Here is a 17,219-nt window from a genome sequence, read left to right on the forward strand (position 1 = left end):
ACAACGATCAGGCCGGTCTCGGCGGTCCTGCGGGGGGCGAGCAGAGGACGGACGGGCACCAGCGGGTCGGGCTCCCCGAACTCGCCGCGGTCGTGGACCGGGTCCGCGCCAACGTCGAGAGCGTGATCGAGGGCAAGCCGGAGGCCGTCCGGATCGCCCTGACCGTCCTGCTCGCCGAGGGCCACCTGCTGCTGGAGGACGTGCCCGGCGTCGGCAAGACCATGCTGGCCAAGGCGCTCGCCCGCTCGGTCGACTGCACCGTGCGCCGCATCCAGTTCACGCCCGACCTGCTGCCCTCGGACGTCACCGGCACCAATATCTACGACCAGCAGCGGCACGACTTCGAGTTCCGCCCGGGCGCGATCTTCGCCCAGATCGTGGTCGGTGACGAGATCAACCGCGCCTCGCCCAAGACCCAGTCCGCGCTGCTGGAGTCCATGGAGGAGCGCCAGGTCACCATCGACGGCACCAGCTACGAGCTGCCCTCGCCGTTCATGGTCGTGGCGACCCAGAACCCGGTCGAGATGGAGGGCACCTACCCCCTCCCGGAGGCCCAGCGCGACCGCTTCATGGCCCGGATCTCGATCGGCTACCCCAGCCCCGAGGCCGAGCTCGCGATGCTGGACGTGCACGCCGGCGCCAGCCCGTTGGAGGACCTCCAGCCGGTCGCGCACGCCTCCGACATCCTCAAGCTGGTCGACCTGGTCCGCAGCGTGCACATCGCCGACCCGGTCCGCCGCTACGCCGTCGACCTGGTCGGCGCCACCCGAAACAGCCACGAGCTGCGCCTGGGCGCCTCGCCGCGCGCCACCCTGCACCTGGTCCGGGCCGCCCGCGCCGCCGCCGCGCTGGACGGCCGCGACTACGTCACCCCGGACGACCTCCAGCGCCTCGCCGTCCCGGTCCTCGCGCACCGCCTGATGCCGACCGCCGAGACCCAGCTCAGCCGCCGCACCTCCGAGCAGATCGTGGCCGACCTGGTCGCCCGGCTGCCGCTGCCGCGCCCGCAGGGCGGCCCGGCCGTCCGGAGGGGCTGAGGTGGCCCAGTCCGACGCCGCGTCAGGGCTGCGGGCCGGGTTCCGCGGCCTCACCACGCGCGGCCGGTCCTTCCTCGCCGCCGGGATCACCGCGGTGGTCTGCGCCTACCTGCTCGACCAGGACGCCCTGCTGCGGGTGGGCGTGCTGCTCTCCGCACTCCCGCTGGTCGCCGTGGTGGTGGTCGCCAACACCCGCTACCGGGTGGCCAGCGGCCGCCGGCTCAGCCCGCGCCGGGCGATCGCGGGCCAGGAGGCCCGGGTCCACCTGCGGCTCGACAACGTCTCCCGGGTGCCCACCGGCCTGCTGCTCCTGGAGGACAAGGTCCCGTACGTGCTCGGGCCGCGCCCGCGCTTCGTGCTGGACCGGGTCGAGCCGCGCGGCTACCGCGAGGTCTCCTACCGGGTCCGCTCCGACCTGCGCGGCCGCTACCCGCTCGGGCCCCTGCAGCTGCGACTGGCCGACCCGTTCGGGATGTGCGAGGTGACCCGGGCCTTCACCGCCTCCGACGTGCTCACCGTCGTCCCCCTGGTCCAGGCCCTGCCGTACGTCCGGCTCAGCGGCGAGTGGCTCGGCCAGGGCGAGAGCCACAGCCGCACGCTGGCCCTGGCCGGCAACGACGACGTGATCCTGCGCGAGTACCGGCCCGGCGACGACCTGCGCCGGGTGCACTGGCGCTCCACCGCCAAGTACGGCGAACTGATGGTGCGCCGCGAGGAGCAGCCGCAGAAGGCCCGGGCCACCGTCCTGCTGGACACCCGGGAGATCGGCCACCGGGGCAGCGGCCCCGCCTCCTCCTTCGAGTGGGCGGTCAGCTGCGTCGCCTCCGTCGCCACGCACCTGCTGGAGCGCGGCTACCAGACCCAGCTGCTCACCGACACCGGCCTCGCGGTGCCCGGGCCCGGCGCGGGCGGCCACAACAACGCCGCCGACACCTCCGGGCTGATCCTGGACGCCCTCGCGGTCGCCGACCTGTCCGACGGCGGCACGCTCTCCCGCGCCGAGGAGCCGCTGCGCACCGGCGGCGAGGGCCTGCTGGTCGCCATCCTCGGCGAGCTGGACGACACGCAGACCGCCCGGCTGGGCCGGCTGCGCAGCCGCACCGGCGGGGCGATCGCCTTCCTGCTGGACACCGGCACCTGGGCCGGCCTGCGGATGCTCGCCCCGGGCACGGGGGGCGACGAGTTCCGTGCCCGGGTCCGGAAGCTGCGCGAGGCCGGCTGGACGGTCATCCCGGTGCGCGCCGGGGACTCCGTTCCGGACCTGTGGCGGGCCGCCGAAGGCGCCAAGACGACCGCCCCCAACCGAGAAGAGGCCGGCGCGTGACCACCCGGGCCAAACTGACCGTCTACGCGGCGCTGGCCACCGTGCTCGCCTCGCTCTGCATGCTCCCGCTGCTGACCTCGCGCAGCTGGCTGACCCACGCCGTCCTGGTGATCGCCGTCCTCGCCGCGGTCGGCGCCGGCCTGCGGCGCTCCCCGCTGTACCGCTGGACGGTGCCGGTCGGGCAGCTGCTGGTGCTGCTCCTGCTGATGGTCGTCGGTTTCTCCGGCACCGCGCTGCCCGGTCCGTCCGCGCTGCGGGTCCTGGACCAGGTCTTCGCCTCCGGTCTGGACGACATACAGCAGTACGCGATCCCGGCACCTCCCACGGCCGGCCTGCGGCTGATCCTGGTCTCCGCGGTCGGCCTGATCGCCGTCGCAGTGGACACCGTCGCGGTGACCTACCGCCGCTCGGCGCTGGCCGGGCTGCCGCTGCTGGCGCTCTACTCGATCGGCAACATCCTGGCCGGGGACCACAGCAGCTGGTTCTGGTTCGCGCTCGCCGCGGTCGGCTACCTGGTGCTGCTCTTCGCCGAGGGCCAGGACCGGGTCTCCCGCTGGGGCCGGGTCTTCCGCGGCACCCCGCGCGGCACCGTGAGCTCCGGCCGGGTCAGCCCGGGCGGCCAGCAGGTCGGCATCCTGGCGCTCGCCGTGGCGATGCTGCTCCCCGTCGTCCTGCCGCACTGGGACCTCGGGCTGCTGCACTCCGGCTCCGGCGGAAGCTCCGGCAAGGGCGCCGGCGGGGGCGTGGCGAGCACCCTCGACCCGCTGGTCAGCCTGGAGGCCGCGATCACCCGGCCCACCGACGCCGAGCTGCTCACCTACACCATGGACAGCGACGTGGCCGACCAGACCTACCTCCGGACGGGCTCGCTGGACCAGTTCGACGGCACCAGCTGGCGGCTGAGCAGCACCACGGTCAACGACCTCCCGGTCTCGATGCCGAACCCCGAGGGCCTGCGCAACGCCAACGTCCCCCGGATCGAGGGCGACTTCCAGGTCAGCGACCGGCTGCAGAACAGCTGGCTGCCGATGCCCTACCCGGCCGCCTCCGTCCAGCTGCCCAACCGCGGGGAGTGGAAGCTCGACCCGCTGACCCGCACCGTCGTGCCGGCCAACGACAAGGCGATGCACGGCCTGCGCTACCACGTGAGCGCCCTGGACCTGCGGCCCACCGCGAACGAGCTGCGCCAGGCCGCCGCCGCACCGCAGGACATCCGGGACCGCTACACCGCCGTCCCGGCCGACCTGCCGAGCGTGGTCGCCGAGCAGGCCAGGACGGTCACCGGCGGCGCACAGAACGACTACGACCGGGCGGTGGCCCTGGTGAACTGGTTCACCGGGCCGGACTTCAAGTACGACACCACGGTCGCGGCCGGCACCGGCAGCAACGCCATCACGGTCTTCCTGCGCGACCGCCGGGGCTTCTGCGTGCACTTCGCCTCCACCATGGCGGCGATGGCCCGCGTGCTGAAGATCCCGGCCCGGGTCGCCGTGGGCTTCACCCCCGGCGACACCAAGGGCGGCAACGTCTACTCGGTGAACGGCCGGATGTACCACGCCTGGCCCGAGCTGTACTTCGCGGGCTACGGCTGGCTGCGCTTCGAGCCGACCCCGAGCCGGGGCGTTCCGACCCACTACACCGAGGCGTCCAGCGCGCCGACCACCGCGCCGACCCAGCACGCGACCGCGGCCCCGCAGAGCGCGTCGGCCGCTCCGGCGCCGTCCAGCAGCTCGGACTGCACCGCCAAGCAGCGTCAGCTGGGCGACTGCGGGCCCAAGGGCAAGACCGCCGCCAAGCCCACCGAGGAGTCCTGGCTGCTGTCCGGGCAGGTGCTCGGCACCTTCGCCGCGGTGCTGGCGGTGATCGCGCTGCTGCTCTCGCCGATGCTCTGGCGCACGGCCGTACGCCGTCGTCGGCTCGGCGGCGGCGGGCGGCGCCGGCCCGGCGGGAGCGGTCCCGCGGAGCTGACCGACGCCCAGGTGCTGGCCGCCTGGGACGAGCTGGTCGACTCCGCCTGGGACATCGGAATTCCCCCGGACGAGTCACGCACCCCGCGGTCGGCCGCCCGGCGGATCACCGAGAAGGCGGACCTGGACGCGGACGCCGCGGCCGCCACCGGGCGGCTGGCGCTGGCCACCGAGCGGGTGCTGTACGCCCCGCCCGGACAGGTCACCGAGGCGCCGCTGGCCGCCGACGTGCACACCGCCCGGCGCGGCCTGCGGGCGGGCGTCGGCCGGGCCGGGCGCGCCCGGGCGCTGCTGCTGCCGCCGTCCTCGGCGCAGCTGTGGTGGCGGATCTCCGACGCGCTGCGGGCGGCCCGGACGACCGTCGGTACCACGGTGGCCGGAGCGGTCGAGGCGGTCTCCGCCCCGGTCCGGCGGGTCCTCACCCGGCGGCCCGGGCAGGACACCCCCGGGCCGGACGCTCCCGGGTCGGACACCCGGGAGTCCTAGCCCCGGACACGGCAGACGCCGGGGGCGGGCAGTCGGTCGACTGCCCGCCCCCGGCGTCTTCGGTCCTGATGCGCCGTACGGCCCGGTGGCTAGAAGCCGCCGGTCTGCTCGTCCCTGCGGCGCTGCCAGCGCTGCTCGACCCGGTCCATCATCCCGGCCTTGCGGCGCGGGGCAGCGGCCTGGCGGGGCCCGGAGCCCTGGGCCGCGGGCCCGCGGCGCCAGCCGGTCACGGCGAACACCGCGCACCCGAGCATCACCAGGAAGCCCACGACGCTGACCCAGATCTGGTCCGGAACGACCATGCCGCCCATCAAGAGCCCGATCCCCACCACGAATCCGGCAATGGCCAGGTAGACCCGCCGACGGGTGTAGGTGCGCAGCCCGGTTCCCTCAAGCGCCGACGCGAATTTGGGATCTTCGGCATACAGCGCTCGCTCCATCTGGTCGAGCAGTCGCTGCTCGTGCTCCGAGAGCGGCACGGAGTCCTCCTACTCGTCGGTCGCGGGTGCGACCGGTCCGCCCACCCCGGTCGGGGAGGCAAGTCCAATCAGCCTTGGGGCAACACGGTCGGACGCCTGTGCGGGGGGCCCGGCCCGTGTCGTCCATATGCCCCACGCATCCGGCTGTCATGCTTTCCGGCTTTACCCAGATCATACGGTCCGTGAGCCTGTTACGGAGTGGTCTGCGCCGCGTGGGACGGGCCACTTCGACCGGGCCCGGCCGCACCGGTGTCAACGGGCCACACCCCGGACAAGTGCCCGATCCGTTGGAATCGGTCCGGACCTGGGCAGCTTCGCCGCAGGAGAGCGGAAACCGGCCGGTCGGCCGGGCCGGGGAACCGGCGGGCGACGGGCACGCGAACCGCCGCCGTACGGTGTGCGAACCGTGCGGCGGCGAAGGTCTCGCGGAGGTCTCGCGGAGGCCCGGCGGGGGGGCTCAGGCCAGGGTGGCCAGCAGGTGCAGCTGGGTCGCCACGGCGTGGAAGGCGGGCTGCTCGGCGGCGGCCTCCTCCAGCTTCAGCAGCGCCTCCAGCGCGCCCGGCTCGGTGTCCACCAGCACCCCGGGGACGAGGTCGGCGAAGACCCGGACGCCGTGCACCGACTCCACCCGCAGACCGGCGGCCTCGGCCAGGCCGGACAGCTCCTCACCGGTGAAGCGACGCGGCATCGGGTCGTTCTCGCCCCAGCGGCCGTCGGTGGCGGAGAGCACCGTGCGGGCCTCGTTGAAGTGGCCGGCCAGCGCGCGGGCCAGCACGGCGCCGTTGCGGTTGGCGGCCAGCAGGCTGACCAGACCGCCCTTGCGCAGGGTGCCCGCCAGGCTGCCGAGCGCCTCGGCCGGGTCGTCCACGACCTCCAGCACGCCGTGGCAGAGCACCGCGTCCACGGTGCCGGGGGCGACCAGCTCGGGCAGCGTCTGGGTGTCGCCCTGGACGGCGCGCACCAGGTCCGTCACGCCGGCCTCGGCCGCCCGGCGCTCCAGCGCGAACAGGGCGTCCGGGCTCGGGTCAACGACGGTGACCCGGTGGCCGAGCTTGGCCACCGGCACGGCGAAGTTGCCGGTGCCGCCGCCGGTGTCGACCACGTCGAGCACCGGCTGCTCCAGCTCGGCCGCCCGCTTCTCCAGGGCTGCCCGCACCACCTCCCACACCACGGCGGTACGCAGGGCACTGCGGGGACGCGTCGGGTACAAGGTGCGGCTCCTTGGCACGTGCAGTTCGATCAGGTTGCCTCCACCTTACGGGTGGCCGGTCCGGCGGCGCCCGGCGGCTCGTCGCCGTCCAGCGGCAGCCGGGGCGCGGGCGGGACCGCCCGCAGGCCCAGCAGCCGCTCGACCAGGCGCAGGAACAGGGCGGAGTTGCGGATCAGGTCGTCGGCGTCGCGGGCCGACGCGGCACCCCGGATCCCGGCCTCGGCGGCGGCCCGGCGGCGGGCGCCGGCGCCGTAGTAGAGCGCCCACTCGGCGAGCTCCGGAGCCACCTCGGGCAGCACCTCCCAGGCGCTGCGGATGGCCTTGCGCCGGCGCGGGTTCTTCTCCGGGCGCCCGCGCACCGCCAGGACGGCCGCCACCGTGCGCAGCGCGGCCAGGTGCGCGGTGGCGTAGCGCTCCAGCGGGTCCTCCAGCGCGCGGGCGCGGGCGAGGGTGCGGTGGGCGTCGGCGAGCAGGTCGAGGGCGGCCGGCGGCGCGGCGATCCGGCGGACCACGGGGTGGACGTCCCCACCGCCGGGGCGTCCGCCCGGCTGGTCCGGGGTGTACGGGTGGGCGGCGGAGTGGAGGCGGGCGGTGACGGGCTCAGGACGGCTGATGGTCATGGTCTCCCCCGTTCCGAGGCAGTGCGCGGACCGGGTGGTCCGTGCCCCTCCATCGTGAACGGCACCACTGACAATCCGTCCGTTCCGGGACGGAGCCCGGGAAACGCGATCGGCGGCGGGCGCGGGCCCTCCCCCGGTCCGCGCCGCCGCCGTGTGCCGTCGCTCCGCCGTCCCCCCACGGGCGGCGGTGACGAACTTCCCCCGTGGCCGGTCTCCCCCCGGCCCGCTCCGCCGCCCCGTGTCGGCGGTGCGGGGACCGTGACCAGCCCCGTTTCGCGGATCTCCGCCGCCGTCCCCCGGCACTCACGGCCGGAGGGACGGACGGATCCGCCACCCGGGCGGGGCGGCGCCCGACGCGCCGCTCCTCCCGGATGCCACCACTCTCCCGTCTCCGCAGGTCGGAGGCCATCCGCTGACGTACTCAACCGCGGATCTGAGTATCCGTACTCAGACCCCGCGCGGAACCGGCCCCGGGCCGTACGGCGTCCCGGCTCCCGGTACGGTACGGCGGGGCCGGGCGGAACCGGCCCGGTTCACGAGAAGGGGGAGGCCATGACGATCCTGCCGCTGATCTTCACCAGCGGACTGGCCAGCGGCATCAACGCCTACGCGGTGGTGCTGCTGCTCGGCCTGCTGGGCCGGTTCGCCGACGCGCAGTCGGTGCCGCACGCGCTGGAGCGCACGGACGTGCTGGTCGTGGCCGCCGTGCTGTTCGCGCTGGAGGCGGTGGCCGACAAGATCCCGTACGTGGACAGCGTCTGGGACCTCGTGCACACCGTGATCCGGCCGATCGCCGGCGCCACCGTGGGCGTCCTGATCGCGAGCAACGACCCCGGCTCGCTGAGCGAGGTCGTGGCCGGTGCGATGGGCGGGACGACGGCGCTGGTCAGCCACCTGGTGAAGGCCTCGCTGCGGATGGCCGTCAACACCTCCCCCGAGCCGGCCAGCAACATCGTGGTCAGCATGGCGGAGGACCTCTCGGTGGCCGGCCTGGTCACCCTGGCGATCTTCCACCCGTGGCTGGCCGCCTCGATCGCCGCCGTGGTCCTGGTGGCCGGGCTGCTGCTGGTCCGCCTGGTGATCGGCAAGATCCGCGCCTTCCGGGCCCGCCGTCGCGAGCGCCGGGCCGCCAAGGCCGCGCAGGCCGCGCAGGGCGTGCAGGGCGCGTACGCCCGGCAGCCGGGGGTCTGAGCCGGGCCCCCGGGGCCCCTAGGATCGGGTGCCATGGCACGGATCGTCATCATCGGCGCAGGAATGAGCGGGCTCGCGGCGGCCTCCCGGCTGGCGACCCTCGGCCACCGGGTGACGGTCTGCGAGGCGAGCGGTACGTACGGGGGCATGGTCGGCCGCCACGAGCGCGACGGCTTCGCCTTCGACACCGGACCGGGGCTGCTCGCCCTCCCCGCGGTGTACCGCGACCTCGCGCTGAAGACCGGCAAGGAGCCGCTGGAGCAGTTGGTCGAGCTGGCCCCGGTCGATCCGGAGAGCCGGCACCTGTTCCCCGACGGCACCGCCGTCACCCTGCCCAACGCCTCCCGCGGCGGGGTCAGCCAGGCCCTGGACATGGCCTTCGGGGCCGGCTCCGGCGCCCGCTGGAGCGCGGTGATGAACGACGGCCGGACGGTCTGGGAGGCCACCCGCCGCCCGCTGCTCGAAGAGCCGCTCCCCGCCGACCGGGGCTTCCTGGGCACCGACCCGTACCCCGTCCCGCCGCGCACCGGCCTGGCCCGGCTGCGCCGCGCCGCCCCGTGGACCCTCCACGACGTGGCGGCGCGGCAACTGGACGGGCACCCCGGCCTGACCGCCCTGCTGTTCGAGTCCGCGGTCCGCTACGGCTTCGTCCCGGGCCTGGCCCCGGCCGGGGCCACCGTGCTGCCGTACATGGAGCAGTCCTTCGGCGTCTGGTACGTCCGGGGCGGCCTGCGCGCCCTCGCGGAGGCGGTGTACCGGCGCTGCGAGCTGCGCAAGGTCGACTTCCGCTTCGACACGCCCGTCACCCGGGTCGTCGTCGAGGACGGCCGCGCCCGCGGCGTCGAGACGCCGGACGGCCGGATCGAGGCCGATCTGGTGCTCTCGGCGATGGACGCCGACGCGCTGTTCGGCCGCGGCCTGGCCGAGTGGCCCGGGAAGCCGGCCGGGGCGTGGCGGCCGTCCGGGGCGCCCGGCCGGTTCTGCGTGCTGCTCGCCCTGCGCGGCGCCCGGCCGGAGGGCACCGCCCACCGCACCGTGGTGCACACGCCCGACCTCGCCGCCGAGGAGCGGGCCCTGACCGGCGCCGGCCCGCTGTGCGAGCGCCCCACGGTGCAGGTGCTGCGCCCGGACGACCCCGCGCTGCGCCCCGACGACGCGCACGAGAGCGTGGTGCTGACCGCGACCGTCCCGGCGCAGGGCGTCGTCGACTGGACCGCCCCCGGTGTCGCCGAGCGCTACGCCGACCGGCTGCTCGCCCACGTCGACGCGGCCGTGCCGGGCCTGCGCGAGCGGGTGCTGTGGCGGGTCGTGCGCACCCCGGAGGACACCCGCCGGGAGACCGGCGCCCCGGGCGGCTCGGTCGCCCTGCCGGTGCTGGCCGGAGCGGACGGGGGCTGGCTGAGGACCGCCAACGAGTCCCCGGTCCCCGGCCTCTACCTGATCGGCGGCACCGCCCACCCCGGCGGCGGGCTGGCCCGCGTCGGCATGTCGGCCTGCATCGCCGCCAACCTGGTGGGGCCGGCCTAAGGGCCCGCCCGACCACCCCGGGTCGTCAGCCCTGGTGCCAGGTGTTCTGCTGCTGGTAGCCGTAGTTCTGGTCGTACGCCTGCTGCTGCGGGATGCCCTGGGCCTGCGGGTCGGGCTGGGGCTGCCACTGCTGCTGGTGCTGGTGGGCGTTCGGGTCCCAGGTCTGCTGTTGCTGCTGGTAGCCCGCGTACGGGTCCTGCTGCTGGCCCGGCTGCTGGCCCTGCTGCTGGTAGGCGCCGTACGGGTCCTGCTGCAGGTCCTGCTGCGGGTAGCCGCCGTAGGACTGGTCGTAGGCGAAGGCGGGCTGCTGCTGGGTCTGCCACTGCTGCTGGTCGTAGCCGCCCTGGTAGGCCGTGGCGGCGTACGGGTCCTGGACCTGCTGCTGCGGCTGCTGCTGCTCGTAGTAGGCGGGGGCGTAGATGCCGTCCTGGGCGAGTTCCTGCATCTCGAACGCGGCGGTCTGCTCGACCTGCGGCTCGTCCTCGGGCATCGGCGTCGGCGTCGGCTCGAAGGCCGGGGGCTCCTCGACCGCGCTGACCTCGCCGATCCGCTCCGCGGCGACCACGGCCGCCGCCACCGCGGCCCCACCGCCGGTGAGGGCGCCGAGCAGCGGCACCTTGGCGAGCGGGCCCGGCAGACTGCCGTCGGCCTTCCGCAGGGACCAGCCGTCGCGGTAGCCGCGCTTGACCGACAGCGTGACGAAGGTCTGGCCGACCGCGAACAGCGCCGCACCGGCCCCGATCACCACGACCGACCCGGCGCCCATCCCGCCGGCCACGCCCAGGAAGCCGACCAGGGCCAGGACCCGCCAGTGCACCGGCGCCCGGTTCTGCAGCAGCACCTCGGCGACCAGCCAGAGCGCCACCACCGCCAACGCGGCGTACAGCAGCAGGTATCCGATGCCCATCCGCCCGCTACCTCCAGTCGCGTGCCCGCACGTGTCCGCCGCGGGTGTGCGGCGACTGTACCGGTTCAACGGCCGGGGTACCGCATCGCGTTCCCGGCGCACCCGGTACCGACCGCACACGACCGAGCCCGCCACCGTCGGGACGGTGACGGGCCCGTGAACGCCCAGCGTCAGCACGCCGGTCGCAAGGACCACCCGGACGACCGGACCCGGCCTGCTCGGGCCGGCCGCGGGACCTCAGCGCTGGTGCAGCCCGAGGTTCTGGTAGATCTCCAGCGTCGCCGTCGAGTGGTTCAGCGTGATGAAGTGCAGACCGGGCGCGCCCTCGGCGAGGAGCCGTTCGGCCATCGCGGTGGCGTGCTCCATGCCGACGGCCCGCAGCGCCGCCGGGTCGTCGATGGCCGCCCGCAGGCGGGCCTCCAGGTCGGCCGGGAAGGCCGAGCCGCTGAGCTGCGGGAAGCGCTCCAGCTGTTTGGCGTTGGTGACCGGCATGATCTCCGGGATGATCGGCGTCTCGCAGCCCGCGGCGATCACCCGGTCGCGCAGCCGCAGGTAGTCGTCCACCTCGAAGAACATCTGGGTGATCGCGTAGTCGGCCCCGGAGCGGATCTTCGCCACGAAGTGCCGGATGTCGTCGTCCCAGTTCGTCGAGCGCGGGTGCATGTTGGGCGAGGCCGCGACGCCGACGCAGAAGTCGCCGATGCCCTTGATCAGCTCCACCAGCTCGTACGCGTAGGTGACGCCGTCGGGGTGACTGACCCACTCGCCCATCGGGTCGCCGGGCGGGTCGCCCCGGACCGCGAGGACGTTGCGCACGCCCTGGTCCGCGTACTGGCCGATGATGTTGCGCAGCTCCGCGATCGAGTGGTCGACGGCGGTCAGGTGCGCGACCGGCGTGAGCGTGGTCTCGGTGGCGATCCGGCCGACCATGTTGACCGTGCGCTCGCGCGAGGAGCCGCCCGCGCCGTACGTCATGCAGACGAAGTTCGGGTCGAGCGGTTCGAGTCGACGGATGGCGTCCCAGAGCTTCTGCTCGCCGACCTCGGTGCGCGGCGGCATGAACTCGAAGGAGAAGGAGCGCTTGCCGGCCGCCAGGAGCTCGCGGACGGTCAGTGCGCGATCCGCTCTCGTGGAAGCGATTCCGAGTGCCATGCTGGCAGGCTATCCGGCCTTCGAGGAGGCCGGACAACTCGGTTCCACGGATTGAGACAACTGATGGACGGCATTCCGGTTGGCCCCCGCCGTCCCTTCCGGGCCGCTCGCACCGCGTCCGCCGACCCCGTCGCACCACCCCCGCGGGCCCGCTCGCACGCCCGTTCCCGGCCGCCCCGCTACGCTTGCTGCACCCCAGAGAACCAGCGGAGCCCCATCGTGACCTCGTCCAGCACCCGGCCGGCCAACCCCATTGACGTGGAGGACGTCCGCACACGCGTCAACGCCGCGCTCGCCGCGTTCATGGACGGCCAGTCCGCGCTGCTCGGCAAGATCTCGCCCCAGCTGGTGCCCGCCTCCGACGCGCTGCGCGACTTCCTGCTGGACGGCGGAAAGCGGCTGCGCCCGGCCTTCTGCTACTGGGGCTGGCGCGCCGCCGGCGGCCCGGCCACGCCCCCCGGGGGCGACGGGATCGCCAACGCCGCCGCCGCCCTGGAACTGCTCCAGGCGAGTGCCCTGGTGCACGACGACCTGATGGACCGCAGCGACACCCGCCGCGGCCTGCCCTCGATCCACCGCCGCTTCGAGGCGCTGCACCGCGACAGCGGCTGGCGCGGCGACCGCGAGCAGTACGGCGCCTCGGCCGCGGTGCTGCTCGGCGACCTGCTGCTGATCTGGTGCGACGAGCTGTTCCTGCGCTCGGGCCTGGAGCCGGCCGCCGTCCTGGCCGCCAAGCCGGTGTTCGACCTGATGCGCACCGAGGTCATGCTCGGCCAGTACCTGGACGTGCTGGAGCCGGTGGCCGGCGACTCGACGGACGACGGCGCGCTGGACCGCGCCCGGACGGTGCTGCACTACAAGTCCGCGAAGTACACCATCGAGCGCCCGCTGCAGGTCGGCGCGCTGCTGGCCGGGGCCGGACCGGAGCTGGTGGACGCCCTCGGGGCGTTCGGGCTGCCGCTGGGCGAGGCCTTCCAGCTGCGGGACGACCTGCTCGGCGTGTTCGGGGACCCCGCGGTCACCGGCAAGCCGGCCGGGGACGACCTGCGCGAGGGCAAGCGGACGCTGCTGGTCGCGCACGCGATGCGCGGCCTGCCCGCCGCGGACGCCCGGCACCTGGACGAGCGGCTCGGCGCGCCGGACCTGGCGCCCGAGGAGGTCGCCGGGCTGCGCGAGCTGGTCGCCCGCAGCGGCGCGCCCGAGCTGGTGGAGGGCCGGATCGAGGAGCTGATGCGGCAGTCGCTGGCCGCGCTGGCGGCGGCCCCGCTGGTGGACGAGCGGGCCCGCGGGGTCCTGCTGGCGCTGGCCGAGGCCGCCACCGTCCGCAAGTACTGAGGACGGCGGCGGCCGGGGATCAGCTGGACCGCACGCGGCGGGACAGCTCGGCGGCGGCCGCCCGCGGATCCTCCGCGGCGGTGATGGCCCGGACCACGACGATCCGGCGGGCACCGGCGGCCAGCACCTCGTCCAGGTTGCCGAGGTCGATCCCGCCGATGGCGAACCACGGACGGTCGGTGGCCTGCTTCGCCGCGTACGAGACCAGGCCGAGGCCCGGTGCCGGGCGGCCGGGCTTGGTCGGGGTCGGCCAGACCGGGCCGGTGCAGAAGTAGTCCACCCCGGGCTCGGCGATCGCCGCGTCCACCTCGGACTCGGCGTGGCAGGACCGGCCGATCAGGACGTCCTCGCCGAGGATCGCCCGGGCGGCCGGCACCGGCAGGTCGTCCTGGCCGAGGTGCAGCACGTCCGGCCGGGCCGCGTGCGCGACGTCGGCGCGGTCGTTGACGGCCAGCAGCTTGCCGTGGCGGCGGCAGGCGTCGGCGAAGACCTCCAGGGCCTCCAGCTCCTGCTTGGCCTCCAGGCCCTTGTCGCGCAGCTGGACGATGTCCACCCCGCCCGCGAGCGCCGCGTCGAGGAACTCGGCGAGGTCGCCCTGCTCCCGGCGGGCGTCGGTGCACAGGTAGAGGCGCGCGTCCGCCAGGCGGGCGCGCAGCGTGTCCGCGGCCATCAGATCAGCATCGCCTGGGCACGGCGCTTGACCTCGGTGCCGCGGTTCTCCCTCAGTGCCTGGATCGGGCTGCCGGGCAGCGACGGGTCCTCGGTGAAGAGCCACTCCAGGATCTCCAGGTCGTCGTACCCGCAGTCGCGCAGCACGGTCAGGGTGCCGGACAGGTGCTTGACCAGCCCGGGGCCGTCGATGAACGCCGCAGGGACCTGCAGCGACTTGTTCGGGCCCCGGCGGACGGCGATCAGCCCGCCGCTGCGGACCAGGTCACGCACCTCGGTGACCCGCACCCCCCACTGCTCCGAGATGTCGGGGAGGTACATCCACTCGGGGACCAGGTCTTCAATCTTGCTTTCGATCTCGCTCACGTCACCAGACTGCCACCTCGGCGGCCCGTCGCGCACCAGCCGCTACCCGGCGACCGCCGACTTCAGGGGCACCGCCGGGTCCGCCGCGCGGGCCGGGTCCAGCGCCGTGCCGCGCTCGATCAGCTTCCGCCCCTGGGTGAGGTCGCGCGGCCGGTCCACGGTCAGCAGCGCGCTCGGCACGCCGCCCCGCAGCCACAGCACCGCCCAGGAGTCGTCCTGCGGGCCGCCGCGCCACAGCACCTCGTCGCCCTCGGCGTGCCGGCCCGCGTACTGGACCATCCGCCCGAACTGCTCCGACCAGAAGTACGGCACCGGGTCGTACGGCGGTGCGTCCGCGCCGAGGACGGCGGCGGCCACCGCCTCGCCGGACTGCAGCGCGTGGTCCCAGTGCTGGACGGCCAGCCGGGCCCCGGCCCGGGCCGAGGGGTAGCTGACGCAGTCGCCGGCCGCGAAGACCCCGGGCAGGCCGGTGCGCAGCCGCGCGTCCACCACGACGGCGCCGGAGCCGTCCAGCTCGACGCCGGAGCCGGCCAGCCACTCGGTCGCGGGCCGGGCCCCGATGCCGACCACCACCTCGTCGGCGGGCAGGTGCGAGCCGTCCGCCAGCAGCACCGCGCCGGGCTCGACGGCGGCCACGCCGACCCCGCAGCGCAGGTCGACGCCGGCCTCGGTGTACCAGGCGGCCATCGCCGAGCCGATCACGGTCGGCAGCGCGCCGGGCAGCGGCGCCGGGCCCGCCTCGACCACGGTCACCTCGCAGCCCGCCGCACGGGCCGCGGTGGACACCTCGGCGCCGATCCAGCCCGCGCCGACCAGCACCAGCCGCAGGCCGGGGCGCAGCAGCGCGCGCAGCGCCAGCGCGTCGTCCAGGGTGTGCAGCAGGTGCGCCCGCTCGGCACCGGGCAGGGCCCGCGGGACGGCGCCGGTGGCGATCACCAGCGAGCCGTACGGGAGGTCGCCGCCGTCCGTGTGCAGCACGCCGGGGGTGAGGCCGGTGGCCCGGACGCCGGTGCGGACCTCGATGCCGAGGTGCGCGTAGTCGATGTCCAGGGCGGTGCTGTCGCTCTTGCCGAGCAGCACGTCCTTGGAGAGCGGCGGCCGGTCGTACGGCGCGTGCGGCTCCTCGCCGACCAGCGTGATCCGCCCCCGCCACCCGCCCTGCCGCAGCTTCAGGGCGCACTGCGCCCCGGCCAGCCCGGCTCCGACGACGACCACCTGATCCGTTCCGCTCAGCTCTGCCACGCCCGTCACTGTACTCAGCACCACGCGGCGGCCCGGGGGCCGTCCCACCCTTCGTACGGCCCTTCGGCCGCCCCCGGCCCCGGCGTTATGGTGGGGACACCATCACGGGAGCCCGGCGAACCGGGCTGAGAGGCGGGCTGGCACGGCCTGCGACCGTCCGAACCTGATCCGGGTCATACCGGCGAAGGGAGAAGAGCAGCTTTGACACGCATGCCATCGGACGTCCGCGCCGACGTCCTGGTGATCGGCGGGGGCATCATCGGCCTCGCCGTCGCCTGGCGGGCGGCGCAGCGCGGGCTGCGGACCGTCGTGGTCGACCCCTCCCCCGGCGGCGGGGCGGGCCTGGTCGCGGCCGGGATGCTCGCCCCGGTCACCGAGCTCCAGTACGGCGAGGAGCCGTTGCTGCGGCTCGGCATGGCCTCCAACGAGCGGTACGCGGCCTTCGCCGCCGAGCTCACCGAGGCGAGCGGCGGCCAGGACACCGGCTACCGGCGCTGCGGCACGATCGCCGTGGCGCTGGACTCCGACGACCGCGAGGAGCTGCGCGAACTGCACGCCTTCCACCAGCGGCTCGGCCTGGACTCGACGTGGCTGACCGGCCGGGAGGCCCGCAGGCTGGAGCCGATGCTCGCCCCCGGTGTGCGCGGCGGCCTGCACGTCGCGGACGACCACCAGGTGGACGGCCGGCGGATGCTCGCCGCCCTGCTGCTGGCCGGGGAGCGGGCGGGCGTCGTCGTCCGGCCCGCCGCAGCGGTGGAGCTGCTGGTCGAGGGCGGCCGCGCGGTCGGCGCCCGGCTGAGCACCGACGAGACCGTGACCGCCGACCAGGTCGTCCTCGCCGCCGGCCCGCACAGCCACCGGCTGGCCGGTCTGCCCGAGGGCGTGCTGCCCGCGATCCGCCCGGTGAAGGGGCAGGTGCTGCGCCTGCGCGTCCCCGACGCCTTCCGGCCGTTCCTCTCCCGCAACGTCCGCGCCGTGGTGCGCGGCCGGCACGTCTACCTGGTGCCGCGGGAGAACGGCGAGCTGGTGATCGGGGCGACCACCGAGGAGCAGGGCTACGACACCACCGTCACCGCCGGAGGGGTGTACGAACTCCTGCGCGACGCGCACGAGTTGGTCCCGGGGATCACCGAACTCCCGCTGGCGGAGACCTCGGCCGGGCTGCGTCCCGGCTCGCCCGACAACGCACCGCTGCTCGGCCCGACCGCCCTTCCCGGGCTGATCGCCGCCACCGGCCACTACCGCAACGGCGTGCTGCTCACCCCGGTGACCGCCGACCTGCTCTCCGAGTACCTGGCCACCGGCGAACTCCCGGAGTCGGCAAGGCCGTTCACCCCCACCCGGTTCTCCCCCGACCGCTCCACCACGAAGGCCCAGGCATGACCGAGACCGCACCGACCGGATCCGCACCGGCCGAGACCGCACCCGCGACGACCGCGACCGCGACCGCACCCACCGAGCCCGCGCCGCGCGGATCCGCGCCCGCCGGGACGGCGCCGACCGGGATCGTCCTGACCGTCAACGGCACGCCCCGCGAGCTGCCCGCCACGACCACCCTCGCCGAGCTGGTGGCCACCGTGAGCCGGGCCAACACCGGCGTCGCCGCCGCCCTCAACGAGGCCGTGGTGCCCCGCAGTTCGTGGTCCGAGACGCCGCTGAGCGCGGGCGACCGGATCGAGATCCTCACCGCCGTGCAGGGAGGCTGAG

General features: G+C 75.1%; 16 protein-coding genes and 1 riboswitch. Of the genes, 8 read left to right on the forward strand and 8 right to left on the reverse strand.

The window, feature by feature from the left end:
• The first annotated feature begins 92 nt into the window (after nt 1–92).
• The 3 genes from ABT048_RS18705 to ABT048_RS18715 are packed head-to-tail and all read left to right on the forward strand — an operon-like array spanning nt 93 to nt 4,814.
• Nucleotides 93–1,037, forward strand: coding sequence for an AAA family ATPase (locus ABT048_RS18705; RefSeq protein ID WP_350522605.1), 945 nt, complete (start codon nt 93–95; stop codon nt 1,035–1,037).
• 1 nt (nt 1,038) lies between these two features.
• Nucleotides 1,039–2,361: a DUF58 domain-containing protein gene (locus tag ABT048_RS18710; protein ID WP_350522502.1), complete on the forward strand. Its 1,323-nt coding sequence runs from the start codon at nt 1,039–1,041 to the stop codon at nt 2,359–2,361.
• Nucleotides 2,358–4,814 carry a transglutaminase TgpA family protein gene (locus tag ABT048_RS18715; RefSeq protein ID WP_350522503.1) on the forward strand — a complete coding sequence of 819 codons (2,457 nt, stop codon included), beginning with the start codon at nt 2,358–2,360 and terminating at the stop codon, nt 4,812–4,814. Before ABT048_RS18710 ends, ABT048_RS18715 begins: the two co-directional genes overlap by 4 nt.
• 89 nt (nt 4,815–4,903) lie before the next feature.
• Here ABT048_RS18715 and ABT048_RS18720 read toward each other — a convergent pair whose 3' ends face one another.
• The 3 genes from ABT048_RS18720 to ABT048_RS18730 all read right to left on the reverse strand — a co-directional run bounded on the left by ABT048_RS18720 (nt 4,904) and on the right by ABT048_RS18730 (nt 7,123).
• Nucleotides 4,904–5,293: an SCO2097 family morphological protein gene (locus ABT048_RS18720; RefSeq protein ID WP_350522504.1), complete on the reverse strand. Its 390-nt coding sequence runs from the start codon at nt 5,291–5,293 to the stop codon at nt 4,904–4,906.
• 457 nt (nt 5,294–5,750) lie between these two features.
• Nucleotides 5,751–6,503, reverse strand: coding sequence for a methyltransferase domain-containing protein (locus ABT048_RS18725; RefSeq protein WP_350522505.1), 753 nt, complete (start codon nt 6,501–6,503; stop codon nt 5,751–5,753).
• Between the two features lie 29 nt (nt 6,504–6,532).
• Nucleotides 6,533–7,123 carry an SAV_6107 family HEPN domain-containing protein gene (locus tag ABT048_RS18730; RefSeq protein WP_350522506.1) on the reverse strand — a complete coding sequence of 197 codons (591 nt, stop codon included), beginning with the start codon at nt 7,121–7,123 and terminating at the stop codon, nt 6,533–6,535.
• A 552-nt stretch (nt 7,124–7,675) separates the two neighbouring features.
• On the opposite strand from ABT048_RS18730, the gene ABT048_RS18735 reads away from it, so the two are divergent.
• The gene (locus ABT048_RS18735; RefSeq protein ID WP_350522507.1) at nt 7,676–8,314 is read left to right on the forward strand and encodes a DUF4126 domain-containing protein; all 639 of its coding nucleotides are present in this window, start codon (nt 7,676–7,678) and stop codon (nt 8,312–8,314) included.
• A 33-nt stretch (nt 8,315–8,347) separates the two neighbouring features.
• Entirely contained in the window at nt 8,348–9,841 is a 1,494-nt protein-coding gene (locus tag ABT048_RS18740; protein WP_350522508.1) for a phytoene desaturase family protein, read from the forward strand.
• Nucleotides 9,842–9,866: 25 nt separating this feature from the next.
• Here ABT048_RS18740 and ABT048_RS18745 read toward each other — a convergent pair whose 3' ends face one another.
• Nucleotides 9,867–10,748, reverse strand: a complete 882-nt coding sequence (locus tag ABT048_RS18745) for a hypothetical protein (RefSeq protein ID WP_350522509.1) — start codon at nt 10,746–10,748, stop codon at nt 9,867–9,869.
• 237 nt (nt 10,749–10,985) lie between these two features.
• Entirely contained in the window at nt 10,986–11,900 is a 915-nt protein-coding gene (gene metF / locus ABT048_RS18750; RefSeq protein WP_350522510.1) for a methylenetetrahydrofolate reductase [NAD(P)H], read from the reverse strand.
• Nucleotides 11,901–12,119: 219 nt separating this feature from the next.
• Here metF and ABT048_RS18755 point away from each other — a divergent pair, with 219 nt between their 5' ends.
• Entirely contained in the window at nt 12,120–13,235 is a 1,116-nt protein-coding gene (locus ABT048_RS18755; protein ID WP_350522511.1) for a polyprenyl synthetase family protein, read from the forward strand.
• A 19-nt stretch (nt 13,236–13,254) separates the two neighbouring features.
• On the opposite strand, the gene thiE is transcribed toward ABT048_RS18755, so the two are convergent.
• Genes thiE through ABT048_RS18770 form a run of 3 tightly spaced genes read right to left on the reverse strand, consistent with a single transcriptional unit; the run spans nt 13,255 to nt 15,521 of the window.
• Nucleotides 13,255–13,905, reverse strand: coding sequence for a thiamine phosphate synthase (gene thiE, locus ABT048_RS18760; RefSeq protein ID WP_350522512.1), 651 nt, complete (start codon nt 13,903–13,905; stop codon nt 13,255–13,257).
• Nucleotides 13,905–14,270, reverse strand: a complete 366-nt coding sequence (locus tag ABT048_RS18765; RefSeq protein ID WP_350522513.1) for an Rv2175c family DNA-binding protein — start codon at nt 14,268–14,270, stop codon at nt 13,905–13,907. The genes thiE and ABT048_RS18765 overlap by 1 nt, the downstream gene beginning before the upstream one ends.
• Nucleotides 14,271–14,312: 42 nt before the next feature.
• Nucleotides 14,313–15,521, reverse strand: a complete 1,209-nt coding sequence (locus ABT048_RS18770; protein WP_350522514.1) for an NAD(P)/FAD-dependent oxidoreductase — start codon at nt 15,519–15,521, stop codon at nt 14,313–14,315.
• An 85-nt stretch (nt 15,522–15,606) separates the two neighbouring features.
• Nucleotides 15,607–15,719, forward strand: a riboswitch (TPP riboswitch).
• A gap of 3 nt (nt 15,720–15,722) precedes the next feature.
• On the opposite strand from ABT048_RS18770, the gene thiO reads away from it, so the two are divergent.
• Both thiO and thiS read left to right on the forward strand, forming a co-directional pair.
• The gene (thiO, locus tag ABT048_RS18775; protein WP_350522515.1) at nt 15,723–16,895 is read left to right on the forward strand and encodes a glycine oxidase ThiO; all 1,173 of its coding nucleotides are present in this window, start codon (nt 15,723–15,725) and stop codon (nt 16,893–16,895) included.
• Nucleotides 16,892–17,218: a sulfur carrier protein ThiS gene (gene thiS, locus ABT048_RS18780; RefSeq protein ID WP_350522516.1), complete on the forward strand. Its 327-nt coding sequence runs from the start codon at nt 16,892–16,894 to the stop codon at nt 17,216–17,218. Before thiO ends, thiS begins: the two co-directional genes overlap by 4 nt.
• Nucleotide 17,219: the final 1 nt, after the last annotated feature.

This window comes from Kitasatospora sp. NPDC096140, from assembly GCF_040303045.1.
Classification (GTDB): Bacteria; Actinomycetota; Actinomycetes; order Streptomycetales; family Streptomycetaceae; genus Kitasatospora.